This window comes from Vibrio aquimaris, from assembly GCF_009363415.1.
GTDB classification, from domain to species: domain Bacteria; phylum Pseudomonadota; class Gammaproteobacteria; order Enterobacterales; family Vibrionaceae; genus Vibrio; species Vibrio aquimaris.
Genome location: NZ_CP045350.1, coordinates 1,690,409 through 1,716,752, shown reverse-complemented (window position 1 = coordinate 1,716,752; position 26,344 = coordinate 1,690,409). Strand labels below are relative to the sequence as shown.

The following is a 26,344-nucleotide window of genomic DNA, read 5'->3' as shown; positions in this document are numbered from 1 at the left end:
ATATTGATGACTAGGTATTTTAGACATAATAATGACGTCAAAAGTTTATCAATATTACAAAAGGTTACATGTAAGTGATATTTTAATAATATTACGTGCAACGGGAAAAGTTTGTCTATAAAATTAGCAACTTCTGTCTGTTCTTCAACTCATATAAAAATTATGAAATTGTCTCTAAAACAAAAACTCATTGGTGCTAGTTTATTAGCAGTATTGTTAATGGCAGGTGCACTTACTTGGCTTTCGGCTGATCAGCTTTTTAAACAAACTCGTAATGGCGTAATTGCTCGGGCAGATAGCCTGACCAAAACCGCCTCAGAAGGTATTTCTGACTGGATAACGATACGTAAAGATATTGCTAAGTCATTTAATAGTTATACACAACAAACCGATGTCGTACCTTTTCTGCAGCAAGCGCGTATAGCAGGAGGGTTTGACGATATTTTCCTTGGTACGCCAGAAGGAGAAATGCTCCGCTCGCATCCAGAGCGCAATCGTGCAGATTACGACCCTCGTGTCCGTCCTTGGTATCAAGATGCCAATAATGCAGGCCAGCAAATAATTACCACTGCGTATAAAGATGCGATTACCAATGCTTTACTGGTCACTATTGCAGAGCCAGTTCGCCAAAATGGTACCTTTGTCGGAGTGGTAGGTGCTGATGTACTTATTGATCAGTTAATTAATGATGTGATTAATCTTGATGCAGGTGACAATGCTTACGCAATGCTGATTGATACTCAAGACGGAACGTTTCTCGCGCATCCAAATAAAGAGTTGTTACTTAAACCTGTTTCAAGTCTTTCTGAAGAACTTTCTATGGCAGCGGTTGAACGCTCCGCCAATGACGGCTCAATGAAAATTACTGAGCGTAATGGAGAAGAGAAGTTTTACTTTTTCAAAAAAGTACCCGGGACCGAGTGGATTTTAGCGCTTGAAATGGATCGCCAAACAGAAGAGGCGGCGCACTCGGACCTATTACAAGACCTAATCCTCACTGCTCTCATTGTTACTTTGCTAGTGATTGGGGTTGTTTCTTGGCTGGTCAGCTTCTTGTTTCGAGATCTCGGACGAGTGTCTGTGGCTCTTGAAGAAATTGCATCGGGTGAGGGTGATTTAACACAGCGCCTTGAGCCGCGTAGCGATGATGAAGTGGGTCAGTTGGCGGAGAATTTCAATACTTTTGTTGGCAACATGCACGCAATGGTCTCCAAGCTAAGCAAGGTGTCGGCATCTTTGTCTGAGCAATCGAAACAGACAGCGGCACAAGCAGAAGAGCGCAGTGCTCGCATTCGTTTGCAGCAAGACGAAATCAATATGGTGGCGACGGCCATTAATGAAATGGCTGCGGCCACCCAAGAAATTGCGGGTAATGCAGATAATACTGCTCAGAACTCTTCAGAAGCAGTAACGGCCTGTGTTCATGGTGGAGAGCAAGTGATACAGACTCAAAGCTCAATTCAGAACTTGGCGCAAGAAGTGGAAGTGGCCACTGACGTTATTCAAGATCTTGAAGTACACGGCAATAGTATCAGTACTATTCTTTCTACCATTCAAGATATTGCAGAGCAAACAAACCTGCTTGCACTTAATGCGGCTATTGAGGCTGCACGTGCTGGAGAGCAAGGACGAGGCTTTGCAGTGGTCGCTGATGAGGTTCGTGTTCTTAGCCAGCGCACCCACGCCTCAACCAAAGAAATTCAGCAGATGATAGAAACGCTTCAAGGCACGACGGGTAAAGCGGTCAACATCATGGGTGATAGCCGTCAGTTGGCTGAAACGAGCGTAACGGATGCAGACTCTGCTGCGATTAGTCTTAATCAAATTCAGACCGCGGTTGAGCAAATCAGTGACATGGCGACACAAATTGCCTCCGCCGCAGAAGAGCAAGCGTCTGTCACATCAGAAATCACGCGTAATACGGTTGGTATTCGCGATGTGTCTGATGAATTGGCAGGAGAGGCGCATGATGCAGCGGCGCAGGCTGCTCAGCTTTCTGATTTATCCTACCAATTAGAGCAAGAGATAGGCTGTTTCAAACTCTAACTACTAAACAGCCCAGCGTGTATTTGCTGGGCTTTTTTCGACAATTTCCAAAATGGAAACATATTATGAAAGAGAATTCATTAGCAGAATAAAACATCGTTAGCGTAAAGTTTCGAAAAATGGAGATACTTTATGTCTAACAGCTTGAACTCTTTTCAAACTCGCGTGCAAGACATCATCACGGACGCAAACCTTAACCCGAAACAAAAAAGCCAATACCTCGCATTAGAAGCCGAGGGTAACCTTCCTTACCTTTCATTATCCGAGCCTGCGCAAGCAGCCATGGACTCGGGGATTTTGTGTGATCTATTTGAAGGGCACGCCCCGTTTAAACCGCGCTACGTGCTGCCAGATTATGCTAAATACCTTGCTCAAGGCTCTGAATATCTTGAGTTAGAGCCTGCCAAAGATTTTGATGATGCGATCAATTTGCTGACTATTCTCTACCACCATGTTCCATCGGTCACCAGTATTCCTGTTTATCTTGGTCATCTAGATGAAGTACTGATGCCTTATATAGGCGATCTTGATGAAGAGTCGGTATATCAAAAACTCAAGCGGTTTTGGGTAATGCTTGATAGGACATTACCCGATGCATTTATGCACGTAAACATTGGCCCAACGGATAATATTGTTTGCCGTGCAATATTACGAATTGATGTTGAGCTAAAGCAGGTTGCTCCAAATCTGACTTTTATGTATGACCCCAAGGTGACGCCGGATGATTTACTGCGCCAAGCCACAAGCAACATATGTGCGTGTAGTAAACCTCATATTGCTAACTATCCTATGCATGCACAAAGCTATGGTGATAAGCGTTTTGGCATAGTGAGCTGTTACAATTCACTGCCTTTAGCTGGTGGCTCCAACACACTGGTTAGAATGAACTTAAAACTGGTAGCAGAACGTGCATTAGACCTTGACGATTTTCTCAATCATTTGTTACCCGACTATAGTGAGCTGATGGTTGAGTTAATGGACGCTCGCAGCGCCTTCCTTCATGAAAAATCGTATTTCTTTAATGGGTTCTTGGCTCAAGAAGGTTTGATAGAAGAATCACGTTTTGCGCCCATGTTCGGCATTTATGGAATGGCAGAAGCGGTGAATATTCTGATGGAAAAAGCAGGTGCTCAGGGGCTTTATGGTCATAATGCTGAGGCTAACGAGTTAGGCTATCAGATTTCCGATAAATTGGCCGAGATAGTGGAACGTTCAACGGTCAAATATGGCATTGATGGTAAAGCATTGCTGCATGCGCAAGGTGGTATTGCCATAGATAAAGACGTTACCCCTGGGGTGAGAGTACCCTATGGAACAGAACCGGATCCCGTTACCTATGTACAAGCGACAGCGAAACACCACAAGTACTATACCTCAGGGATTAGCGATATTTTGACTATAGACGAGACGGTAAAATCTAACCCAGAGGCCATGTTTAATTTGTGCAAAGGTGCGCTTAATTCAGGCTATCGTGAGTTTACTGCTAATGTCGCATCGAATGATTTAGTGAGAGTCACAGGCTACATGATTAAGCTGTCTGATATTGAGAAGTTTTCTGAGCATGGCTCGCGTAAAAATACCACTTGGTTGGGGGCAGAAGCTGCGAATAATACAGGGATATTACAACGCTCGCCACGGGTTGTGAGTATGGAAATACAACCTTCGTATAAATAGGACAAACAATGACAGAAAGGCAAGCCATTGTAAGTCGTATTCTTAACTTTTCTTGTGTCGATGGGCCAGGCAATCGTCTGGTCCTTTTTCTGCAAGGATGCAATTTCAACTGTATCAATTGCCACAACCCCCACACAATTAATTACTGTAATGATTGCGGTGACTGTGTGGCTGGATGCCCTGAAAATGCATTGTCATTGGATAATAAGGGCAAAGTGATATGGGATGAGGGCCTGTGCACCCATTGCGATCAATGTATTGATGTTTGTAGCTATCGTTCTAGCCCGAAAGTACATCACTTGACAGTCTCTGAAGTGCTGTCGATTATCCACGGCCAAAAATGGTTTATTAGTGGGATCACAATTTCAGGGGGTGAAGCGACGATGCAGTTGCCCTTTATCATAGAGCTTTTTGAGCGAATTAAAGATGATAATGAGCTTGGGCATTTAACCTGTTTTGTCGATAGCAATGGCTATTTGAGCGAGTCAGGTTGGAATAGGGTACTCCCTTATTTGGACGGCGCTATGATAGACCTTAAATCCTGGCAACAAGAAACGCATCTATGGTTAGTAGGGAGAAGCAATCACAAAGTTATTCAATCGATACGTTACTTGGCGAAAAACAAAAAACTGCACGAGATTCGTTTGCTCCATATTCCGCAAAAAAGCGATTTAGACCAAGAGGTCGACAATATAGCGTGCTTGATTAATCAATTGCCAGAGACGGTGATAGTGAGATTAAATGCCTTTCAACATCATGGCGTAGAGGGGGAGTCACTGCAATGGGATAAATGCAGTGAACCACAAATGCTAAATTTCTATCAGTCACTTAGGCTATTAATTCCTCATCGGATTCAATTGCCTAGTGTGTATGTCTAACTAGGCTTAACCAGTTGAGAATGAAGCCACTTGAGTGCTGGATTGTTTAGACTGGCTTGATTCCAAACTAAACTATAAGCCACTTTGCCATATGAGAATGGCAGTGGCTTTTGGGTGAGGCCTTTGGCCTGGAGTGCTTTTTCCGCCCACATTTTAGAACAAGTAAACAGCAGTTCAGATTGATGACAAATTGTCGCCGCTGAACCAAAGTCTGCGACTGAAATACGCACTTGTCTAGGATGGTATTGCTGGGTGAGTAGCTGCTCAAAATACGGCTCAGAGAGATCTTTATCTAAAATGCCTACATGCTGACAGGAAAGATAATCTTCAATGCTTAAGGGGTTGTTGGCCAGTGGGTGTTTTGAATTCATTAGGCATATCATTTCGTCTTGTTCAATTTGCTCCCATATCAGGTCGCGGCTGCGAGTTGGTGGTTGACTGATATCATGTGGCAGGATCATAAAGTCAACTTGTCCACGCAGCAAAGCTTCAAAGCTAAGTTGCTCTTTAGCAAAAATCTGAATTTTTGCCGAGCTTAGTTTAGAACTGATGGCACTGATGCGATCGCAGAACAGGTCAAAGGTGCTTTCACGCATTGAAAGAGCCAATGTGCCAGTGTAGCTTTCTGGCTCAAATTCCCCTTGATGAAGAATTTGATTCATAGAACACAGAATCTTGTGTATATCGTTCGCCACCGCTAAAGCAAAAGGGGTGGGGACTAATGAAGTACCATCGCGATAAAACAACTCATCATTGAGTTGCTCCCTTAATTGTCCAAGTGTTTTGCTGATACTGGAAGCGGTTACACAAAGGACTTCTGATGCGCCATTGACACTGTGGGTGCTCAGTAGGACGTGGAGCACGGTTAGGTGCTTCAAACTGATTCGGGAGAGAGCAATATAATCCATTGAAAACCCCAATAAAGAACAATGGTCTAGTTATACCTTCAATGCTGTTGAATGGGTATGAATTGATATAAAAATTGGGCTGAATATTGGATGTTTACCCAAACTGCGAGCCCCTAATGAATCACTAGACCCGTCAGTTTGTGGCTGGGGCACACCACAATGGGGATTTGTGATGTGTCCATTTTGATACCAGATGAAGGTTCTAGTTATCCCACTTTATTAGCAAGTGCAGCGGAGCGGGTAAAGGGCTTGCTGTAGGGTTGGCGAGAAACTTGAGTACATGGTTTTTATGTTGCGGCAGTATGTTGTCTCTGGCCCAATCTCTATGAGCACCAGTGATAGCTACTCCCACTTTACCAATACCATCGTGCCTGCGGACTTGGTAGCTTAGTTTGCTTCCTCCAGTGGCATACATCATTGTTTGTAGCATAGCAAATTGATCACCCGATTTTAGCGCTTTTTTAATGCGTTCTTTGTCGCCAGACTCTCTCTCTTTAATTAGCCCCCTAGTTACCATATATGGTGTGCCACACACTTGTTCAAACGGGTAAGTGCCACCATTAGGTGTGGTGACAAAATCGAGGTCTATATGCCTTGCCACCCCATCTTTTATCACCATATTTTCAGGCTTAATATCTCGCATATAGATATCTAAGTTGTGCATAGCAGCAAGATCTTGGCAAGCTAAGCGAAATGACTCTACTGGAAACTTTCTATTGTACTTTCTTCGCTGATCAGCAATTTCACTGCCACCGTTTCTTGCCAGTACCGTTTTATCTTCCACATACCTTGAATGACAGACCGAAGAAAATTGAGACAACTCGTCTGCAAGCTTATTTTCATTTTTAGCTGCTTCGAGAGAAATGCTTGGATTCGATAGCTGAACAAATGAAGAGTCAGCATGAGTTACGGTTTTAAAAGCGCCAGCACTACCGTATTTGATGGGGTGATCAGGCGTTCTCAAGTGAGGGTTTTCTTTTGTTGAGTCAAAGTAGTAAGTGCGACCATGATTTTCGTTGGTCATCTTTTTAAAGCCGAAATCGTTTTCTGGTGTTAACGATCGACGAGCGACAAACCCTCGAAAGGCTGCTTGAATCGTCGTGACGGCATTTTCTTTATTGCATTCATTAATAATCTGACCACAATCGATGTCCATTTTTTGTAGTACTTTTAGCGCCTTTGCATTATTACTTTTACTAAGAAAGTTTGCAATGGACGTCTTACATTTGGCACCAAACAATTGTTTAGGATTTTCTCTTATGACAGATGTAGCTTTGCCATCAGCATCTACTAATACTCGGTATACTTTTTTAACAGGAAGAGTGAGAGTGAACTCATTGCTATTATCCGTTGTTTGTAATGCATTGTGCTTGGTTGTTATATGTTGATGTATTTGTCTACTCGTTAGGATCATTAATTTACATTCATTTTTATATGCATCAAGAATTCTATTTTGTTGTGCAATCAAGTGCTTATGAAAGTGAAATAATATGAAGATAAATGAATTCTTGCCTTTTGTTTAATGGTGGGAATGATTTTTGCGGTATGTCTTGCTCTATACCGGGCTTTTGGATTAACCTAGATAGCCGAACCTTTAACATGGCAAACCAATGGCAAACCAATGGCAAACCAATGGCAAGGAAGGTAAATTTTGGAGGTGTGTAGTCCGTGCGTCTTTGTAACCTAGCTTTTGCACTATCCATACTTTCGTTTACCGCCTGTGCAACCACTTTTGAGCAAGCTTTGGTGAGTTATGGGGATAAACTGACTGAATGCAACAGTATAGCCAAGACGAACAATAAGCCTTTCCCTGTTAACGATTGGTTCAACTCCCTGTCAACTCAAGACAAGAAAAATGTAGTCTTGTTTATCTCTATGGATAATCGGGAGTCTTGTTCTCAAAAAGAAAGACAAAACCTCTTAGATACCGCACACAGTGCTACACCAGAACAGCTTAAACACATAAAGCTTCTAGTTAAAAACGGCAATCAAAATGAGTTCATTAAGTTACTGGACATTAACGAAATCGACAAGATTCAATCCACCTACTCTGCACCTTTCGATTCTTTAAAGATCGGTGATGAGCTAGGACTATTTGAATAGCGTATGATTTATTTTCTCGGCCAGTATGTTCTATGTGAATCTCAGTAAGGAAACTGCCTACAGCAGCAACTCATCAGGGGGTGGCTACTTGCAGGAGAAGAATAAAGCAGCATACTAAATTCGACTCTTTTATGGACATTTCTGTGTTCAGATTTCTTATGAATGCCGGATATTCGGATAAATTTAGCTAGGGCAAAATGGAAGGCCTGACCCTGAGCATTTGTGGCGTATAAAACGACGGGAGCACCGACTCAATTACATGTTTCTGGTGGGAGAACGTAAGTACGACTTGAATATTTGAGGGAAAGCTCGCGTTCAGAACTGCACTCTATGTAACCTTGCTTATTGAGCTCATCCTCTATTGATAGATTAATCTGCCAACCATAGGCAAACGTAACAAAAAAAAGGCCGCCCAGAATTATAATGACAAATTTAGGCATCCATCTTAAACACCTTCCAGTAACAAAAACGATAAGTGCTAATAGCGACGCCACTATTAATGTGTAGCTAATAGCGAGCAAGGAGGCGTCATTAAGTGCGCTGTAAACCTTTACAACGTTTGGGAGTTCCTTCGGTACAAACAAGTTCTGTGGCGCAAGCAAAAAAACTAAAACGGAGAGTACAACACATGATGCTAAAAACAATCCTGAGCGTAACCGATTAATTTTCATCAATTAATCCTTCAATTTCTTTTTTCATTGGTTCGGTGTACTGATACTGATCATCGATAGCAGAAACAACCTTACCTATACCAAAGGCAGCTATCGCAAAAAATCCGAGAACAATGGCGGTGGGAGGTGATGCAAAGGCTACTGCCAAGCCAACCCTAAGCCCTATTGTTAAACCTTGAGCTATTACGCCAGCAACAACTCCCTTAGCTACATCAGCAGAATATTGGCCGACAACCTCACCCAAGGTTTTTTCATCATGCATGATGTAATCAACGGCATTGACTGCACCACTGAAAACAAGTTCTACATAGATGTTACCTTTCAAGAAATTAATATTACCCTTGACAGTATTCAATGCGTAGCCGATTTTAAGCATTTGAGGTGTCGCTTCCTGCCAGCGAATACCGAGATCTAAATATCGAGGTTTGTAGTTTTCAACCACAATATTCGTCACTCCATTAATATCGACCGCTTTAGCTATTGCTCCCCACCCGCCAAGCTCTTTAGCAACTTCATAGGCCCCTTTTAAGCCCATGCTGACACCTGTGTAGTCTTTGCCTGTAGAAAGTTCTCCATGAGTGTCTTTCACGAGCAAATCTAAATACTCGTTTGCTTCTTCAACTGTCATAACAGCAATGCTAACATTGGTCTGTTGAGACGTATCCCACTGATATTCCTTCGCTTGCTCTTGTAAGTCCTTATTCCACTCTTTTTCAGTAAGATCGTAGGCTTGTTGTGCAGCGGCACGCTCTGCAAGAACACGTTCTCTATTTTCAGCCCAACGTTGATAATCTTTAGCGGTGTAGGTTAGTTCGGCTCTGCGCTCTTGGCGTTGACGTTCCGCTCTTTCTCTTGTGGTTTCTTGCCTTTCTTCTGGGGCATATGGGAAAGATTCATACCGCATTTAAGTTCACTCTTATAAAAAATAAGAGGGATGATACCAATAGTTTCAGCTAGTTATAATCTCTGGTAAGACATTTTGATGCATTAACCAGTTAAATAGTTATTTTGACTACTTAAACGCTCAAAGTGACGTTTTTAGTCCTCAGTTTTTGAGAGCAAATATGAATAGAATCGGGTTTTATTAGGAATGGACAAAAGTAAGTTAGTAGTTTTGCTTATTTAGTAAAAGTCGGATTAGTTAGCGTATGGCAAAAATTAACTAACAAAAAGCAAGACCTGCCCCCATTGGTTCACAAGCCAACGCATATTTCATTTAAATATCATCCAATTACCAATCGTAGTAATATGCTATTCATCGAATAGTATGTTGGCCATATTGCAGGATATAATAATGAACCAAAGAATTGAAAACGATACTTTCTCGGGAGGTGAAACGACTCACCTGAATGCAACTGTTGGTAATAATGGCAGCTTTGCTCCGGAAGGAGAAGCCCGTTCAAATACAGATTATGCTCTTGGTTTTTCAAGCGCCGCACTCGAACTGATTAGATCAGCGAAAGAATCTTCTGAGTTTAGAACTCACCTCGACTTTTTGGTTTATCCTATTTGTTTCAACATGAGACATGCTGTGGAATTACGGCTGAAAAAATGGTGGAAAGACTTAGGAATGTTAGCCTCAAAAAGAGAGGTTAAGCTAAAACAGCATAGAGACGCCAAAGTTGCAAAAGATCGTTCATTAAGGGGAAAGCTAGCCCCCTTTCCTACAATAGATGAGGCATCCACACACGATCTATCTAAACTGTGGAATCTGGTAACCGAATATGCATCAGTAATAGACTCGCGTTTCAGCAAGCTCATTCCATTGTTAGACCCTTACATCCAAGATATTGCCGATATTGATCCTACAGGCCAAACTTTCAGATACCCAGCCAGCAACGATAGCCAAGTTCACTTAGCTGAAACACCGCTTATTAACATCAGAATACTTGAACTCAGATTTACTATGTTGTTTAAGCTTTTTGATTTTCAGGATCAAATAACTCAGGAAATGAAATATGAGTACTCTTGGGTTGACACACCAAATCAACTTTCATACCACGATCTACAATCAATATCGTTGGTGTTGGCTGAGTATGAAGATAAAGAAGGTGAACCAATAGCAGCACAAGCAAAAGAAGTAGTTAGAGATAAATATGGATTATCAGGCGGCATATATAGCAAAACGATTTCCACTATCAAATACAATCACTACTTAAACCATAGTCTCAATATGATTAATGAACCAAAGCATCTAAGTGCGGAAGCTATCGGCGTTATATTTGAAGTATATTTTGACTATAAACCTGTAGATGAATATCGAACGGACTATAAACGAGCTGAAACCAAAACTGAAATCAGAGTATATAAACCCGACTTCGATAAAATGAAACATGAGATACAAAAACGAGCTGAATTAAGAGAGAAACTCTTTGGGTATTTAACTAGAGAACAAATCGCTGAGTCTACAGCACTACTTGAGTGTTACTCAGAATCAAAATATATGGAGATTTATGACCGATTAGTTGAAGAACATATCACTTACGTAAATAAAATGGATGAGGAAGAACTTAAAGCTTATATATCCAAACATTTCTTTGGTTCTATGATTCTAGAAAAACTATCTTTGATGCTACTCCAAATGAACTGTAGAGATGTAATACAACCTAATATCGAAGAATATAGGTTAACCGATATCAGTTGGTATAAAAGCTTTCAGGGCCGGGCATTCAACCGGTGCTATGATGAGTTCCATCATTTCGAATGCTCAATCGAACAGTTTCAAACTGAAGTAATTAGCGTTTTATCTCAAGTAAAATCAGAAAGATTAGGCGATTAATTAGTTAAAGAAAGCTACTCACCCGAGTGACTTTTTGCTGCTCTCTACTAGATAAGTTGTTCTATAAACTTATCTAGTGGAGTGGTGAGCTGGTCGCCCTAAATCAGGTTCAGGTCTTGCTTTTTGCCTGTCATTAGTACAAATATTACAAAACTCTCGAATTCAAACCCAAGTAAGAAGCGGTGCTGACATGACGTTTTGGGGCAAAGGTGTGTTACAACTCATCACAGAGTCAGCACAGCTCTACTGACTCGTTGATGGACAAAACCGTTTTACAGATTTTACTAAATTAGTAATTAACGGATTGCCAGAGGTATAGAAAAACCTATAATCGGTAGGCCAAAATCAATCAGCCACTACACCTAAACATAAGCGACTGCTCATCTTTATTGGTTCTCGATGATTTCCTTTATTAGGTCGTCCAGAGATTTGTCTACCTTGATGTATGCTGCCATAAATTCGTGATACGCCGTTGTATAGGTTACCGTCTCTAGCTCACCAGACCCTTTTATCGACTCAACAACGAAAGCTACATCAGGGTAGTTTTCTGAATCATCAATGACACGAATGGACTCAAGGTGATCTTGGTGTGCGAATGCATTGCGACGACTTAGCAATATATGAAATGAGTTGCGATCTACTTTAATGGAAAGGTGTTTTGCAATTGCTAGGATCACTTTTACCTTTGCTCCAAAGGGCATTGTGGCATTGTTGAGAACACAAGAAAGTACAAACTCGGAACGGTTCGGGGCTGGGCTGATGAAAGCCTTTATTACACGTTTCATTTTCGTCTCAACGATGTTTGTTGTTCGAATTACGTGTAGTAGTTGCTCTTCCTCTTTACTGCGTTCTTCATCAAAAATCATACTAATTAAAGTCTTAAGTTAATCGACGTTTGACATTACACTGATCAGAAATGCTTAGTCAAACAATGCATTGCCTCACTCTTGTGGAAAACCATCATTCTTATGCCATTAGAATCAATGTAAGATACTAGGTGGAGGTTCATTATGGGAAAATTCACATTAAACATTGATGTTGAGTCGATGTATGGAATCGATAACAAAGATGGTTTAGTTATTGATCGAGAGGGAAAAATATTTCAAGAAACAAAAGCTATATACTCTATTGGAAAGTGTGTATACGAACATATCTGTGACTTACAAAAAGAAGAAGCCGACCAATGTTCAGGCATTAATGAGTTTATCGAAGAGAAAGGAAGTTTCATTGCAGAGGCATATAAGAGACTAATTTTACAGTTATCGGATTATGGCAACGTTATTCTGTCTTTTCCTGATGGTAGAGAAATTGGTGGCTCGGACTTGAGAGAGCATGTCTGTACATCTTCGGTTGACGATATTATACATATGTGGCTGTGCCTTGAAGATGTTCTAGCCAACGAAATGGGATTTCGCTTTATTCCTTGGCATAAATCAGGTGTTCACGCAGTTATGTTTTTCTGGGAAGTGAACCGTTCTTTCGATGAATACTTTCAATATCATGAGTCACCCGCAATGTTGGAAATTCTCAATGACTGTTGGCTACATCGTGAAAAAATGAGCAACGTAATATTCGCTGAAGCAGTTAGAAAAGAGAATGCTAGGAAAGCGGCAAGGAGTCGTCACGCAGAAACAGACTCGATGAAAGATGAAGTTTTGAAAATTTACGATGAAAACAAGGCTGAGTATAAATCAGTAGCAGATGCGGCGAGAAAATTGTCTCGGGTAGTGCCTGTAACGGATAGAACCATTGATAAATGGATACGGCAAAACACTAGATCTTGATTTGTCTATACATCGAGCATGCAGAAGGTACATTTTGCTTGCTAGTCGTACAGTGTACTCGTAGACGGCATTTATCAAGTATGAACAAAAGATAAAATGAGCGTACCTACTCCAAATAAGGAATGCGATATGCTCATTTTCAAGTATCAAAGTATAAAAGCTACACTCTATATCCGAGTTAATATATTTACTATCGTTCAGATAGTTATCGTAGCAAGCTCTTTTTTTCTTTATGAAAGGCATTAGCAAACCCTGAACATTTGTTCTAGTGGAATCTTTCACCCCAAAATGAGCAGATCTTACCCTCGTTCATCAGATTAGATTTGTTAGGGAAAACGCACGCTACAAGAAATGTGTAGAGTATTTGATCTAACAAGTTTTGGGGCAAAAATCCGTTATATCCTTACTTCCCTTATTCAAGTACATTTGGTGGTGAGCCCGTTTAGATAGAAGCGATTAGCCCTTTAACAAGAAGACATCACGCTAGGAGCCAATAACAGAAAACTGACAATTGCTGACAAAGGCTATATATAAAAATTATCGCTCTACAATAAGATGCTCCTAGAATCTATGTGTTTTGGAGTTACCTTGAAGTTTTTATTCCCAGTCTTTATGTCAGTGGTGGCCTTGGCGGGTTGTCAGTCTAACCCTGACTATCAAAAACCTTACGTATTTCAATCTGATTGCCAAGAAGCGAGAGAGGGCAATGTGATGCCATTGACCTTTGTTGTTGATAGAAATTTGTCTCAAGCCAATGTCAACGGTGAGATATGCTCGGGATCGTATCAAGCTTTTGAGTCAATGACGCAGTTTTACCCTGATATCAAACTTCTCCGCTTGCAAAATGTGCCAGGTTCACTGGATGACGAAACCAATTTGCGCCTGGCGACTAAGATCCATGATATGGGCATAAGTACTCTGCTTGAAAGTGATAGTCGAGTTGAATCTGGCGGCACAGACTTATTTTTGTCTGGTGTTGAGCGCAAAGTGGAACAGGGCGCAAAAGTTGGTGTTCATTCATGGGCAAGCGATGACGACAATGGCAATCTTGTCGAGGGCGCTGATCTTCCAGCTGAGGATCCACAGCATCAAGAATACATCGACTATTACCACAAGGTTGAGTTGATCAAGCCTGAAGAATTTTACTGGTTTACTCTGTACTCAGCCTCGTCTGATGATATGCATTACTTATCTCAAGATGAGCTGAAATACTTTGGTTTTAATACGCCGACTTTTGCTTTCTAAACTTTTGTTTTCTAGGCTATGGCTTTCCTAAAGATGGCTCTTTGAATACTAGAATAAAGGGCAGTTTTTAACGTAAGCCCTTTATCCTAGTACACCAAAGCAAGGCGCTTAGAATTCTTCTCTTACCGTGCTTGCTTTTCTCCAGTTGTGGCTTTTTTTTGTTGTTTTATCAAAATCTGAGTCTAGACACCTAGCTTGTGATATATAGCCACTTCCACGAGTGACTCCTAAACCGTGATAGCCAAACACCCTAGATTGGGGAAGGTGCTTATTTGCCTCGGTTTTTGCTGTTTTGGCAAGTGGTTCAGCACCTTGTTTTGTTTCTGATATATCACCCGTATTTTCAAATGACGACAGCGTTTCTCTATCAGCACTTTCACAGGCGGTAAGTTTAATTTTGACACCGGGTTTAACTTTATTTTTGACGAGGTGACTAACTTCTTTAATCACGTCAGCGATTGGTCTAGAGCCAGTCTCGGATTGGGTTGTTTGGTATAGCCTAGGCAACCCAGCGGCACCGTGACCGATAACATAGATGCTTTCTATCGTGTGATTGGGTAAGTTTTTGGGGTCGATGACTGAAAGCCGATTAATAGATTGATATTCGCCCAGTATTTTGGTTTCTACTGGGAAAGTGCTGTGCACCGCTTTAACACCGCTTTGTTTGATTGAAGAGGTAAATCTCTTTTCATAATCTGGACCTTCTTTTAAGCGCCCTTGTAGCTCCTGCTGCTTAAATTCCTTGAGTGAGATTTTCAATGCATCACGCTTTAGAGGACAGCATATCAGAGGGAAAGGCTCTTTTCCTTTTAACACTCTTGCAGTGTTAATGCCTAGCGCTTGAGCGACCATATCGTGATTATTAAATGGGCTATAAATAACCCCTGAAGGAACATTCGTTATTCGCTTAATATTACGAGAGAGACTTTCGAAGTCCTTGGCACTATCAAAAATATTATGAGTTTTTGTATTACAACTGCTTGTTGTGTTGCTTACCGGCAATGGCATAATTTACTTCCAACCATTTATGAATGATGCCGATTTTATCCAATATGAAATTTGTGACTACTGCGGCTGTCGTAAATTAATACAAATTAATTTCTATATTTTTAAATATAGATTTTATTCCCAAATATGTTGACTATAATTATCTTTTTTATTATTTAAAGAGATTTATATAACAACGCGATAAAATGAAGTGAAATTGAAAGTTAATTTATTGGCTATCAATCAAAATATTGGCTAGGCGTTATTCCAAATCGAGCTTTGAAAGCAGTGATATAGCTGCTGGTGTTGGCGTAGCCACAAGATAGCGCGGTGGAGGTGACACTCATACCTTGGCTAAGCAAAGTGAGAGAAGCGATTAATCGAGCTTGTTGTCGCCATGCACTGAAGTTTATACCTGTCTCGCTTTTAAATACGCGACTTAGTGTTCTCGGGCTGGTTGCAAATTCTGCTGCTAATTCGTTTTGGGATCTTGTATCGTCAGGGTGAGACATGAGCCAATGAGCAAGACGACGTATGTTGTCTTTTTTCGGTAATGGCAGAAAAAGGTCATTTGACTGGCTTGAAGCAATTTCATCCACGAGCGCATCGACTAATCGTTGTTGAGGCTCAGTCAGGTCTTTAAAGTTGAAGCTTTTTATCCGCTCAATTAAGGCAGAAATCAAGCTATTAGAAGCGATAACCTTTGCCTGGCTGTTTAGTGATGATACATGGGTGATAGGGAGGTAAATAATAAAGGCTTCTATATCAGAAACTACACTGGACTTGTGCTCTAGATGGGCTGGAATCCAACCAACAGATGCTGGTGTCATTGTCCACTGTTGGTCAAGTGTTTCTATAGTAGCAGTGCCTTGAGTGAGCCAGTATAACTGAGCCATGTCATGTTGATGCCAATGAGTTTGTGAATTTGAGTGATGCTGTATAGATCTTGATTTCACGCTACTCATGATGGACTTTACCGTTATGATTGAAGCCAGTTAACAAAATTAGGCTGGTGTATTATCATATATGCTAATAACATCGGATTAGCAAGGATGCATTATCTCTTAGCTTGCACAAAGGCGCAATGGTCAATTTGCGTGTAGTCTTATACGCGTTTTGAACCATACTTAGTCTAACAGGAAGCTCTCTAATATGATTTTAACTTCCTTGCCAAACATAATTGTGATTTTTTGTGGCATGCTTTATTGCATGCCACTTTTTTAATAAAAAATATTGATGACTTAAATATAATGTTCAGGTTATAAAAATTAGGTTAATTTAAAATTTTATGCCGTATTATGTATTTTGAAGGGACATATCTATCCCAGCCATTAGATTTGCAGTAATCAATAGCTTGTTTTTGAGAAAATACACCTAATTTTGAGCGTATACTGTCTAAATACTTTCTTACTGTATTAACCTGTAATGCTAATTGGATGGCAATGGTTTTAGTGCTATCACCTTTTAAGAGAAAGTAGAGTACCTCCCACTCTCGATCAGTCAATATTGAGGTTGGTGGATTTAAGGTAATGGAAATGGGTTTGGAACCAAAAGTGGTGAATATGTCAGTGTCAAATTTCCTAGCCGGCTCAGCCCAAAAGAAAACACCAATAAATCTATCTTTTATATAAAAAGGCTTCTTATGAAATATCCAACCTTCAAGGAGTTTGTTCTTGCCAAAAGGGTGGATTTCGATAGAGCTTTTTGTCTCATTGGTGTCTATCACTAATTGGTCATGGGCTTGAAAGGCATCTTGGAATTCATGAGTTTCAGTTGGAAGTTCACCGTCCAAGCGGCCCTCAATATCAAAGGATTTAGATAAGTTCTGCATTCTTCGATATGCGGGGTTAATATAAACGAAGCGGTAGTTTGGGTCTTTTAGCCCACAAGGCCAGTCAAAGCTTTCCCAAAATGCGATTAAATCGGACGATAAAGTCATAGATCCCTCCTTTACGAGGGATGCTAACATTATGCAACTAATTTAACAATTAAGGGTTGGCTTTTATCTATGGTAAGCGAGAAACGATAAAAGCGTTTTAGTACATAAGAGTTGCCTTTAACAATAATGACAACGCTTATTACTTAAAACGCTTTATTTCATCTAATACTCAATTAATCGATTAACCCATATTCATCGCTAAGAATATTAATAATCTCTTGCTTAGGATTATTCGATAACTGAATGGATTTTCCCGTTATCTTTTCAGCGATGTTGATATAGGTTCTAGAAATATCCATCAATGCCTCAGAGGGCAGTTCATTATCTCTAGCCAGAGCTTCTCGCTCCGTCATTCGTTCTTTGTTAAGTAGAATGTCTGGGTCCGGGAAGTGGTTTAATAAGAACTGCCTGAAACCTTCCTTTGAGTTTTCAACGATTCGACCATTTTGGTACTCATGTTCATCCCAAATGCGAGAGGAGTCTGGTGTTCCGACTTCATCCATATAGATAAGTTTTTCATTACCGGATGCGTCTTCAACATAGCCGAATTCAAATTTTGTATCGACGAAGATTTGATTGACTTCAGATAAAGCTTGGCTAATTAGGTTAAACCCTTCGCTGAGTAGTTTTTCGTAGAGTTGAATATCATCGGGGCTAGAGAAGTTAAACGCAGCAAAGTTTTCTTCTATGTTTTTACGAGTAATGTTTACATCGTCTGCTTCTGGTACACCAGGAATGTTTTTTAAGATCCCCTTTGTGGAAGGGGTCATCAATAATTCAGGGAGCTGAGTATCTTTTTTAAGTCCCTCTGGCAGCTCAATACCGCAGAAATTTCGTTCACCTTTTTCATAAGCACGCCACATTGAGCCTGTGATGTACTGGCGACAAATGGCTTCAATCATAATTGGCTTTGCTTTTTGAACTATCCAGACCAAGGGATGAGGGACATCGAGTATATGACTATCGGCAAGACCATTTTGTTTGAACAAGTTAAACCAATGATTGGAAATAGCGTTAAGTGCTGCACCTTTGCCCGGAACCCCTTTTAATCCGCCTTGGCCGTGCCAAATACAATCAAAAGCTGAGATACGGTCACTGATCACCATGATAGCAAGAGGAGCATCGGCTGCGACGTTATAGCCTTTCTCTTCAATCAGGCGGCGGCTATCTTGCTCGGTTAGCCAGTAAACAGAACGAACTTTACCACTGTGAACTGGTTTGTGAGTACGAATGGGAAGGTCATCATTTGTAGCAAGAACTTGATCAGCAAGAGTCATCTGGATAATCCTATCTGTGTCAGAAATTTACGATTGTAACCACGCTTATAATCGATTTGGATTGAATCATACCAGAAATAACGCAGGCTGCCACAAAAAAGCAAACGTTTGCATTATGTACGGATGGATAAGACGGATAAACAAGAGGGCTAATTATCTGGTGATATCCATCGGTGTTCGAAGTTAGTGGTAATGCATGTGTCCTTTCTCAATAAAAATAACCTGACAACCATACTCAGCGGCCAAATCACTCAGCACCTTTTGATCAAATGTACTGATTTTATTAGAAGCGACAATTGCACTGGCATTACGTGATTTTATTGCCTTCTCGACGATGGCACGTTCACACAAAGTCTTTGAGGGTTTCAAATGAATCATATTCCCGCAGTTCACGTTATAGGAGCTGAATATATCCAAGCTTGGTCTAGGGCATTCTGCAGTAAATAGTATCCATTGCTTTTGATCGGACAGTCCAGCTAGGCGTTTGATGGATTCACTTTGATGTGCCCAATGATGGTGTGTTACTGCCAAGCGATTAGTTGTATGTAAATGAAACATAAATACTGTACCTATGTTCAGTGCTGTATAAATTAACAGTATTTGTTTTTTTTACAAGGATCAAGAGGAAATCTTTGTAAATGATGGTTTTGTATTTATATGAATGTGGGGTGAAAATAGGTTTAACCTAATGAATTTTATTAATAAATAAAGATTTATTAGGATGTTTTTATTGAATGTTTAATAGACAAATATGTGATCTCAACCGGTTTGATGAATGGTTAATCTCTTGTGTTTACAGGTTTCTGGTCTAAAAAGCGCTCTGGGTAATCGCTGAAAATACCATCTAAATTGCTAAGGGATTGGATATCTGAGGGCCTATTTACGGTATAGCACCAGACTTGATAGCCTTGTTGTTGGAGTTTGTGAACATCTTTTTCAGTTGCAAACCGATAATTGAGGTTACAACCGAATGCCGATATTGTTTCCAACAATTTGATATCTCGGGGAAGCAGTTTTTCTGTGAGTACTGCAATTCGATAATCAGGTAAAATGGTGTGCAGCTTGATTAGTGTCGCATGATCAAAACTAGAAAGTAGAATTGAATCAGTGGAAACGGGTGAAGACTCTAAATCATGTTTCAAAAGTTGAGCAACATGCGCTTTATCGTGTCGATCTACTTTTAATTCTAAGTTGAGTTTTAGGTTTAATTCATCAGCCAGCAAAAGTAATTCTGTTAGAGTCATTATGAACTGCTGGTCAGGCTTATCGCCAAATTTGGCACCAAAATCAAAACGACGAAGTTCTGCGAGCGTCTGTTCGTCAATGCGTCCACTTCCGTTACTGCATCGGTCAATGGTATGGTCGTGACAAATAACCAAAATATTGTCTTTCGTTGGTTGTACGTCGACTTCGACCCACTCAAGCCCTAATTCAGCGGCGGCTTGAATACTAATTTTGGTGTTTTCAGGGTGGTGTCCTGCAACCCCGCGATGACCAATGATCTTCATTATTTTTCCTATATCTAATGCTCAACCGTGGTAGACCATGTTCTAAGTTGGCTTTTCATCGCATATTAAACCCAGATCTGACACTATCAGACATCATAATTTGGCAGATAAGTCATTTAAGAGTAGCGAAATTGAACGCAGAGAGTAAAGCAACTTAGGTTTTAGTTGGGACTACAACGGGTGCGGTCTTATTTTATTTTCGCTGGTTTTTTATCGAACTGGCGGGCGGCTTTCGAGCTTATTTACATCCAAATAGCATCATGGATAACTGGTCTGACTTCACGTTCTGGAGCTTATAAGCTTCTCAATTAAACATGGGTTGCTAAATTAAACTGGTCAGAGTTTGTTAATACTGTGTTACAACATGAAGCTACATGCTATTAATGGTTACATCCAAAAAATTTATCTTGTGGAATATGACGATAAACTCATGCTTTTAGATGGCGCGAGTAGAGCGGATATTCCCCATATTGAACGTTATATTACCGATGAAATCGGCCAGCCTTTTTCAAACCTCAAAGTGGTTATCGTCACACATATGCATCCAGATCATGCTGGGGCCGCGCATAAACTCAGAGATCTAACGGGGTGTGTCTTGGTGTCGGCGAATAAGAGCAAGCAATGGTATGAAGGGCTTGACGGTATGCTTATGCATTTCACTGACTTAATACTTGCTCGATGGGTGGCGGGAAGACTAAAGAAACCTAAGAGAACACTTTGGTACCCTAGGTACTTACGGCCTGATGTCACGCTAAATGATAGTCAGACTGTGCCTCATTTCGAAGACTGGGTGGTATTAGAAACTCCCGGCCACACAGATCGAGATCTATCTGTTTATCATCAGCAGCAAGATATTTTGTATGTTGCTGACTTAATAGTGAAAGTCAAAAAGCGTTTGATTGCTCCTTTTCCAATCTTCCATCCCAATAAATACCGTCAATCACTTGAGCGGGTTTACAACATGAAGCCTAAAACCTTGTTACTTGCTCATGGCGGTGAAGTAACACTGGATGAAAATGCCTACCAGCACCTTATTAGTGTGGCTCCCTGCACGCCAGCAACGCATTGGAGGGCAACAAAAGTTAAACTTCGCAGCCTTCTTAGCTCTGTATGGTCGTTTGGCTTTGCGGAAAAATAATAAACCTCTATTTTCATAAATGTTGTTATTCTGTGTCTTGATTAAAAGTTGGGTTAAAATTGCTCAGCTCAGGCTATTTGAGAGATTATATTGAGTAATAGCCATATAGCTGATTGAAATTTTGCCCAATCACGTTAACATACGCATAAATGGAAATGAGATTGCGTCTCAATAAGTGATTGAGCTGCGCCAGAAATAGACACACTATGAAACTAATAACTCCCAGCCTTGTGGTGATCCTTGCATCATTTAGCACCAGTACTGTCGCAACAAGCTTTGAAAACGCGCAGTCCATCCAACTAAGTACCAATACGGCTTCGGCATCTAGCCAAAAACGAATAGATACTGTCGCAGAGAACTCTCTCATCCTTCAAGGAGATATCGATCAGCTCAAGGAAGAGATAAAAAACTTACAGGTATATCAAAATCACCTTACCGCTCTGATCGAGAGCCAGTCGCAAGAAGCGTTAAACCTACAAAGTCAAATTGAAGAGATCAACAACACACGTCAAGGTGTGGTGCCTCTTATGTATCAAATGATATCTGGATTAAAAGATTTTGTAGAATCCGACCTTCCAATAAAACACGCCACACGACTAGAGCGTATTTCTAAGCTTGAAAGAATGATGGTACGTGCTGATGTGAGTGATGCGGAAAAGTATCGCCGAATTCTTGAAGCATATCAGATAGAACTTGATTACGGCATAAAACTGGGAACTTATCAAGGTAAAATCTCAGTGGATGGAAACCTTCGTCAAGTACAAGTTCTTCACCTTGGGAGAGTTTCTTTAGTTGCACGCAGTTTGGATGGCACTAAGTCATGGGTATGGGATCAATTACAAAACCAATGGCTACAGCTTGATAGCTCCATTAAACCGAATCTAGACAAAGCCTTTAATGTTGCTACTAAGCAAGCGGCGCCAAGTCTACTCACATTACCCCTATCACAGACTTTGGAGTCAAAATAAATGAAATCTAAACTAATGATTTGTCTTTTGACTCTATCGGTTTTACCATTTTCTGCTTATTCAAATGATGACATCGTCAGTAAAGCAAAAGTTGAAAGTGTTAGCCAAGGCCAGCATAACCAAAAGCGTGAGTACACGTTTCAACAAACAGAGAAAGAGCTTAAATCTCTCAAAGCTTCGCTTCTTAAGCAGCGTAATAGTATCCAAAAACACAATAATGAATTGGTTGCTGAGTTTGCAGACAACGAAAAAAAGCTTGCGAAATTAGAAGAAAAACTTCGACTTGAGACGGGAAGTCTTGGCGAAGTGTTTGGAGTTGTGCGACAAAATGCGAAGCAATTAGAATCTGAGTTAAATAGCTCAGTTACTTCTGCTGATGCACAAAACTATAGAGACATTGTACAAAAGGTTGCCGCTGCGACAGAATTACCTTCAATGCAGCAGCTTACTGGGTTATGGAAAGCACTTGAAGAGCAAATACAAGCGAGTAGCCAACTAATGTCCACCCAGATCAGTTTTGTCAATGGTGCTGGAGAAATACAGAAAGAAACGGCTATTAGAGTCGGCTCATTGGGCCTAGTTTCAGAGGCTGGATACCTTAAATGGAATGCTATCAAAGATGAGGCGCAGCTTTATCCTAAACAGCCAGAAAATACTCCGATTCTTTCTAAGCTTAGTTCTGGTCCGATGCAGGATATTGTACTGGATCCGACTCGCGGTATGTTGCTTGAACAGCTAGCTCATAGTCCAAGCTTGATGGATAGGGTGAAAGCTGGCGGCGTGGTAGGGCAAGTGATTCTTGGTTTACTTTTGATTGGCATGATTATCGCCTTTTTTAGGGGAATCACCTTATCCAAAGCACGTCAAAAGATTCGAACTCAACTTAAGTCGCCTCAGGTACCGGGAGATAACCCTCTTGGCCGTGTATTAGCTGTATACAAAAAAGATAAATGCCTGAGCGTTGAGGCACTTGAGCTGCGCTTACTTGAAGTTGTTGTTGATGAACAATCGCAACTTGAAAAGGGACTGTCCATGCTTAAGTTGCTAGCTGCTTTGGCGCCTATGTTAGGGCTATTAGGTACGGTTATCGGAATGATAGAGACATTCCAAGTGATTACCCAGTTTGGTAATGGTGACCCTAAAGTGATGGCTGGTGGAATATCCATGGCCTTGGTGACGACAGTTCTTGGTCTGGTTGCGGCTATGCCACTTTTACTAGCCCATAATATCCTGAGTTCACAGGCTGAACTGATTCGTAATACTCTAGAAAAACAAGGGATTTCTTTAGTTGCTCAACAAGCAGAGAAAGACTCTGTCGGCGATGAGGCATCTCTGGAGAGAGTCGCTTAATGGATATATTCATTGCAGTGCTGCCCGAGTTAGTCACTGGAAGCCACTGGTTGATATCTTTGCAAAGCTTTATGCAGCAAGGTGGCCAACTATTATGGTGGTTATTTGGGGTGGTGGCTTTATGTTGGGTTCTCATGATAGAGCGCTTGATATACTTATTTGTCGAGTTCCCCAAACACAGAGCATCTTGGATTAAAAGCTGGCATGCAAGGAGTGAACAAGACTCATGGTATGCCCGTTCAATTCGTGATGGTTGGTTGGCACAAGCCCACACAAATCTCTACCAAAATGTAAACATCATTAAAGTATTAGTGGCCATTTGTCCTATGCTTGGGCTTTTGGGAACAGTTACTGGAATGATCTCGGTTTTTGATATGATGGCTAACCAAGGCAGTAGTAACCCTAAGTTAATGGCCTCTGGGATCTCGTTGGCGACTTTGCCGACAATGGCGGGTATGGTGGCAGCTTTATTTGGCATGTTTTTCCATGCTCGTTTGCTCAAAGCCTGCCAAGTAAGAGAAGTTAAATTAGAAAAATCGTTAAGGAGTCAGCGATGAGACTGGGCCGACGTCATCATAAACAAGAAGAAGCTCAGGTTGATCTGACTTCCATGCTTGATATCGTGTTTATCATGCTGATTTTTTTCATTGTGACCAGCTCTTTTGTCAGGGAGTCTGGGGTTGAAGTTAATCGTCCGCAAGCAAGTAGTGCCGTTAGCCAGAAAGATGCAGGTATCTTTATCGCTGTTACTTCTTCGAACGATATATACATAGATAAGAGGGTGGTTGATGTAGAGCGCGTTCAAGCGGCGTTGGAGCATTTACTGTTGGACAAGCCCGATGCAGCTTTGGTTATTCAGGCTGATGAACATGCCTATAGTGGAACCGTAGTTAAGGTGATGGACGCAGCTAAAGAAGCTGGGGTCGAGAATATCGCTCTCGCAGCGGAGAAAAAGTAATGGTGCGCTGGATTGTCGCTGTTCCAATCGCTGGATTATGCACTTTAACAGTATTCACATTAATGGCTTGGATGGTCAATATTAATAATAGGCAGGCTCCAACTGATGAGGCACCTTTGAGGTTTAATATGCTTGTTGTTGAGAATGACTCTAATATCCAACGTCGACAGCGGAGTGTTCCAGAGCAACCCAAAACGCCTCAAATGCCAGAGCAGCAGCCTGTATCACGTGTTGATAATCCAATAGCGAATATCTCTGATATGCTGAAGCCATTACTTGGCCTTGATACCAGTATTCAGGGTTTAGCTATAAGCGCGCCGGAGTTTGGTGATTTTGGTGTTCAGCAGCAAGTCATGCCTCTCTATCGAGTTGAACCTCGTTATCCTTCAAAGGCTTTAAAGCGTAAAGTGGAAGGCTATGTACAGGTCATGTTCACGATAGACGCAACCGGAAAGCCGGTTGATATTCACGTTCAAAAATCAGAGCCTAAGTATATGTTTGACCGAGAGGCTATTTATGCGATTAAGAAGTGGAAATATCAGCCAATGATTGTCGATGGTAAGGCTGTGGCTCAGCAGGGCCAGACGGTAAAACTGGAGTTTACATTATCAAAATGATTAAACGATGTGCCTTGATTGTAGTGTGCCTTATTTCATCTCTCTCTGCTTCTGCTGAGCTCAGTCGTTACACTGCTGGACGTCTTCAACAGGCCAACCAACTAGCGCAGGACGAAAAATTCAAGCAAGCGATTACAGTTTTACGCGAGACCAATACTTCATTTGATTATGATAAAGCGTTTGTAGCAAGAGTTATGGCGGTTTTTTACTGGCAAGATGGTCAAACAAAACATGCTATTGAACAAATGGAGTATGCCGTTACTAGCGGCTTGTTAAAAGATGAACAAGCTTGGGTAAGTGAACGCATGCTTGCCGATCTTTACTTAACAGAACGCCAATTTAAGCAAGCACTTAAGCATTACTACCAACTGGTTGAAATGGTGCCTAAAGACCATCAAAAAAATGATATTTGGCTGCGTATCGCTCAATCTCATTACCAGTTGGAGCAATGGCATGATGTGGTCGAGTCGGCCAAGCGCTATTTAAACGAAGATGTGCAAGACCGTTTGCAGCCGCTATCTCTGATGTTAGGTGCTCAGTTAGCATTAAAACTTCCACATGATGCGATAATTACACTAGGCCAGTTAATTGAAATAGAGCCTAAAAAGCTGCAGTGGTGGAGACAATTATCCACTTTGCAAGTGCAAGTTGGTAAAGAAAAACAGGCCCTTGGGACTTTATCGCTTGCTAAACTTAACGGCCTAGCATTGAGCCAAAATGATCGCCGAATCCTTGCTCAGTTATATGCCAAACAAGGTATTCCAGAAAGGGCTGCGATCGAAATTAGTCAACTAAAGGATGCGCAGGCAGACATTCAATTGCTTGTCGAGCAGGCCACATATTGGCAACTGGCGAAACAGTGGGACACGGCAATTTCGATCTGGAAGAAAGCAGTGCAAACGGCTCCGAAATACAATTGGAACTTGGCGCAGCTTCTTATCCAGCAAGGATATTATAAAGAATCTGTTTCGGTGCTTGATAAAGTTGAGGGAAGGCAGGTGGCTGTCGCATTAGCGAAAACTCGTGTGTTCTATAAACTCAAACAGTTAGACAAAGCTTTGTCTCAAGCTAAACGGGCCGAACAGCTTGAACCTTCAAGTCAAGCCAAAAGTTGGATAAAGTTTTTGTCTCAGCAAGGCGCAGCCTCAAACCTTCCACAAACAGAAGCATAAATAAACGGAGAGTGTAGCGTGCTCTCCTTCTATATGTTTTTAAAAACTTGGTCTGGTGAGTTATTTCAAATGTTACACCTAGTGTTGAAGACTACTTTGTCAAAGGCAACATTAGAGTCTGTTTTCACACATCTTCGCATTTTACTCCAAACAAACCCGCGCGTCTCACTAATGAGAATCATTAGATTCAAATAAAAATGAAAATAGCACTTTTAGGGAGTCACTACTAAGCTGATAGTGAGCAATTGTATTTGTTTTTTTTTATATATATTAAAAATAACTTACAAAACATATGTATGTTATCAGTTGATCGTTATGTCTAGAACCTGTGTTTGACATCTC

At 41.0% G+C, this 26,344-nt stretch carries 24 protein-coding genes; 14 read left to right on the top strand and 10 right to left on the bottom strand.

Features of this window, described 5'->3' with window-relative positions:
* Positions 1 to 162 precede the first annotated feature (162 nt).
* From FIV01_RS07990 to FIV01_RS07980, 3 genes are all read left to right on the top strand, one after another.
* Entirely contained in the window at positions 163 to 2,046 is a 1,884-nt protein-coding gene (locus FIV01_RS07990) for a methyl-accepting chemotaxis protein (protein WP_152430528.1), read from the top strand.
* Between the two features lie 132 nt (positions 2,047 to 2,178).
* Positions 2,179 to 3,720, top strand: coding sequence for a YjjI family glycine radical enzyme (locus FIV01_RS07985; protein ID WP_152430527.1), 1,542 nt, complete (start codon positions 2,179 to 2,181; stop codon positions 3,718 to 3,720).
* Positions 3,721 to 3,728: 8 nt separating this feature from the next.
* Complete coding sequence (locus FIV01_RS07980; RefSeq protein ID WP_152430526.1) at positions 3,729 to 4,598, top strand: YjjW family glycine radical enzyme activase; 870 nt, start codon at positions 3,729 to 3,731, stop codon at positions 4,596 to 4,598.
* Here FIV01_RS07980 and FIV01_RS07975 read toward each other — a convergent pair.
* Together FIV01_RS07975 and FIV01_RS07970 are read right to left on the bottom strand one after the other, a co-directional pair.
* Positions 4,595 to 5,506: a LysR family transcriptional regulator gene (locus FIV01_RS07975; RefSeq protein WP_152430525.1), complete on the bottom strand. Its 912-nt coding sequence runs from the start codon at positions 5,504 to 5,506 to the stop codon at positions 4,595 to 4,597. The two genes, FIV01_RS07980 and FIV01_RS07975, sit on opposite strands and share 4 nt — an antisense overlap.
* Before the next feature lie 202 nt (positions 5,507 to 5,708).
* Positions 5,709 to 6,920: an IQ calmodulin-binding motif-containing protein gene (locus tag FIV01_RS07970; protein WP_152430524.1), complete on the bottom strand. Its 1,212-nt coding sequence runs from the start codon at positions 6,918 to 6,920 to the stop codon at positions 5,709 to 5,711.
* A 254-nt stretch (positions 6,921 to 7,174) separates the two neighbouring features.
* Here FIV01_RS07970 and FIV01_RS07965 point away from each other — a divergent pair, with 254 nt between their 5' ends.
* On the top strand, positions 7,175 to 7,609 hold the full coding sequence (locus FIV01_RS07965; RefSeq protein ID WP_152430523.1) for a hypothetical protein: 435 nt from the start codon (positions 7,175 to 7,177) through the stop codon (positions 7,607 to 7,609).
* Positions 7,610 to 8,269: 660 nt separating this feature from the next.
* Here FIV01_RS07965 and FIV01_RS07960 read toward each other — a convergent pair.
* On the bottom strand, positions 8,270 to 9,184 hold the full coding sequence (locus tag FIV01_RS07960) for a hypothetical protein (protein WP_152430522.1): 915 nt from the start codon (positions 9,182 to 9,184) through the stop codon (positions 8,270 to 8,272).
* Positions 9,185 to 9,574: 390 nt separating this feature from the next.
* Here FIV01_RS07960 and FIV01_RS07955 point away from each other — a divergent pair, with 390 nt between their 5' ends.
* Entirely contained in the window at positions 9,575 to 11,059 is a 1,485-nt protein-coding gene (locus tag FIV01_RS07955) for a transcriptional regulator (protein WP_152430521.1), read from the top strand.
* 386 nt (positions 11,060 to 11,445) lie between these two features.
* Here the strand turns inward: FIV01_RS07955 and FIV01_RS07950 are convergent, their stop codons facing one another.
* The gene (locus FIV01_RS07950) at positions 11,446 to 11,925 is read right to left on the bottom strand and encodes a hypothetical protein (RefSeq protein WP_152430520.1); all 480 of its coding nucleotides are present in this window, start codon (positions 11,923 to 11,925) and stop codon (positions 11,446 to 11,448) included.
* A 144-nt stretch (positions 11,926 to 12,069) separates the two neighbouring features.
* Between FIV01_RS07950 and FIV01_RS07945 the strand changes: the two genes are divergently transcribed.
* The gene (locus FIV01_RS07945) at positions 12,070 to 12,843 is read left to right on the top strand and encodes a hypothetical protein (protein ID WP_152430519.1); all 774 of its coding nucleotides are present in this window, start codon (positions 12,070 to 12,072) and stop codon (positions 12,841 to 12,843) included.
* 588 nt (positions 12,844 to 13,431) lie between these two features.
* On the top strand, positions 13,432 to 14,088 hold the full coding sequence (locus FIV01_RS07940; RefSeq protein ID WP_246210378.1) for a COG3904 family protein: 657 nt from the start codon (positions 13,432 to 13,434) through the stop codon (positions 14,086 to 14,088).
* A 108-nt stretch (positions 14,089 to 14,196) separates the two neighbouring features.
* On the opposite strand, the gene FIV01_RS07935 is transcribed toward FIV01_RS07940, so the two are convergent.
* The 6 genes from FIV01_RS07935 to FIV01_RS07910 form a co-directional block, all read right to left on the bottom strand.
* Positions 14,197 to 15,096: a hypothetical protein gene (locus tag FIV01_RS07935; RefSeq protein ID WP_152430517.1), complete on the bottom strand. Its 900-nt coding sequence runs from the start codon at positions 15,094 to 15,096 to the stop codon at positions 14,197 to 14,199.
* Between the two features lie 218 nt (positions 15,097 to 15,314).
* The gene (locus FIV01_RS07930) at positions 15,315 to 16,040 is read right to left on the bottom strand and encodes an AraC family transcriptional regulator (RefSeq protein WP_152430516.1); all 726 of its coding nucleotides are present in this window, start codon (positions 16,038 to 16,040) and stop codon (positions 15,315 to 15,317) included.
* Positions 16,041 to 16,348: 308 nt separating this feature from the next.
* The gene (locus FIV01_RS07925; protein WP_172971823.1) at positions 16,349 to 17,014 is read right to left on the bottom strand and encodes a helix-turn-helix transcriptional regulator; all 666 of its coding nucleotides are present in this window, start codon (positions 17,012 to 17,014) and stop codon (positions 16,349 to 16,351) included.
* A gap of 173 nt (positions 17,015 to 17,187) precedes the next feature.
* Positions 17,188 to 18,291 (bottom strand): phosphoribosylaminoimidazolesuccinocarboxamide synthase, encoded by a 1,104-nt coding sequence (locus FIV01_RS07920; protein ID WP_152430514.1) that lies wholly within the window; start codon positions 18,289 to 18,291, stop codon positions 17,188 to 17,190.
* A 183-nt stretch (positions 18,292 to 18,474) separates the two neighbouring features.
* On the bottom strand, positions 18,475 to 18,849 hold the full coding sequence (locus FIV01_RS07915) for a hypothetical protein (RefSeq protein WP_152430513.1): 375 nt from the start codon (positions 18,847 to 18,849) through the stop codon (positions 18,475 to 18,477).
* Between the two features lie 221 nt (positions 18,850 to 19,070).
* Positions 19,071 to 19,799, bottom strand: coding sequence for a glycerophosphodiester phosphodiesterase family protein (locus tag FIV01_RS07910; RefSeq protein WP_152430512.1), 729 nt, complete (start codon positions 19,797 to 19,799; stop codon positions 19,071 to 19,073).
* 364 nt (positions 19,800 to 20,163) lie between these two features.
* On the opposite strand from FIV01_RS07910, the gene FIV01_RS07905 reads away from it, so the two are divergent.
* From FIV01_RS07905 to FIV01_RS07875, 7 genes are all read left to right on the top strand, one after another.
* On the top strand, positions 20,164 to 20,937 hold the full coding sequence (locus FIV01_RS07905) for an MBL fold metallo-hydrolase (RefSeq protein WP_152430511.1): 774 nt from the start codon (positions 20,164 to 20,166) through the stop codon (positions 20,935 to 20,937).
* Between the two features lie 206 nt (positions 20,938 to 21,143).
* On the top strand, positions 21,144 to 21,905 hold the full coding sequence (locus FIV01_RS07900; protein ID WP_152430510.1) for a DUF3450 domain-containing protein: 762 nt from the start codon (positions 21,144 to 21,146) through the stop codon (positions 21,903 to 21,905).
* Complete coding sequence (locus FIV01_RS07895; protein ID WP_152430509.1) at positions 21,906 to 23,255, top strand: MotA/TolQ/ExbB proton channel family protein; 1,350 nt, start codon at positions 21,906 to 21,908, stop codon at positions 23,253 to 23,255. It abuts the gene before it with no gap.
* Entirely contained in the window at positions 23,255 to 23,812 is a 558-nt protein-coding gene (locus FIV01_RS07890; protein WP_152430508.1) for a MotA/TolQ/ExbB proton channel family protein, read from the top strand. Before FIV01_RS07895 ends, FIV01_RS07890 begins: the two co-directional genes overlap by 1 nt.
* Complete coding sequence (locus FIV01_RS07885) at positions 23,809 to 24,213, top strand: ExbD/TolR family protein (protein WP_152430507.1); 405 nt, start codon at positions 23,809 to 23,811, stop codon at positions 24,211 to 24,213. Before FIV01_RS07890 ends, FIV01_RS07885 begins: the two co-directional genes overlap by 4 nt.
* Positions 24,213 to 24,830 (top strand): energy transducer TonB, encoded by a 618-nt coding sequence (locus tag FIV01_RS07880; protein WP_152430506.1) that lies wholly within the window; start codon positions 24,213 to 24,215, stop codon positions 24,828 to 24,830. Before FIV01_RS07885 ends, FIV01_RS07880 begins: the two co-directional genes overlap by 1 nt.
* The gene (locus FIV01_RS07875) at positions 24,827 to 26,002 is read left to right on the top strand and encodes a tetratricopeptide repeat protein (protein ID WP_152430505.1); all 1,176 of its coding nucleotides are present in this window, start codon (positions 24,827 to 24,829) and stop codon (positions 26,000 to 26,002) included. Before FIV01_RS07880 ends, FIV01_RS07875 begins: the two co-directional genes overlap by 4 nt.
* Positions 26,003 to 26,344: the final 342 nt, after the last annotated feature.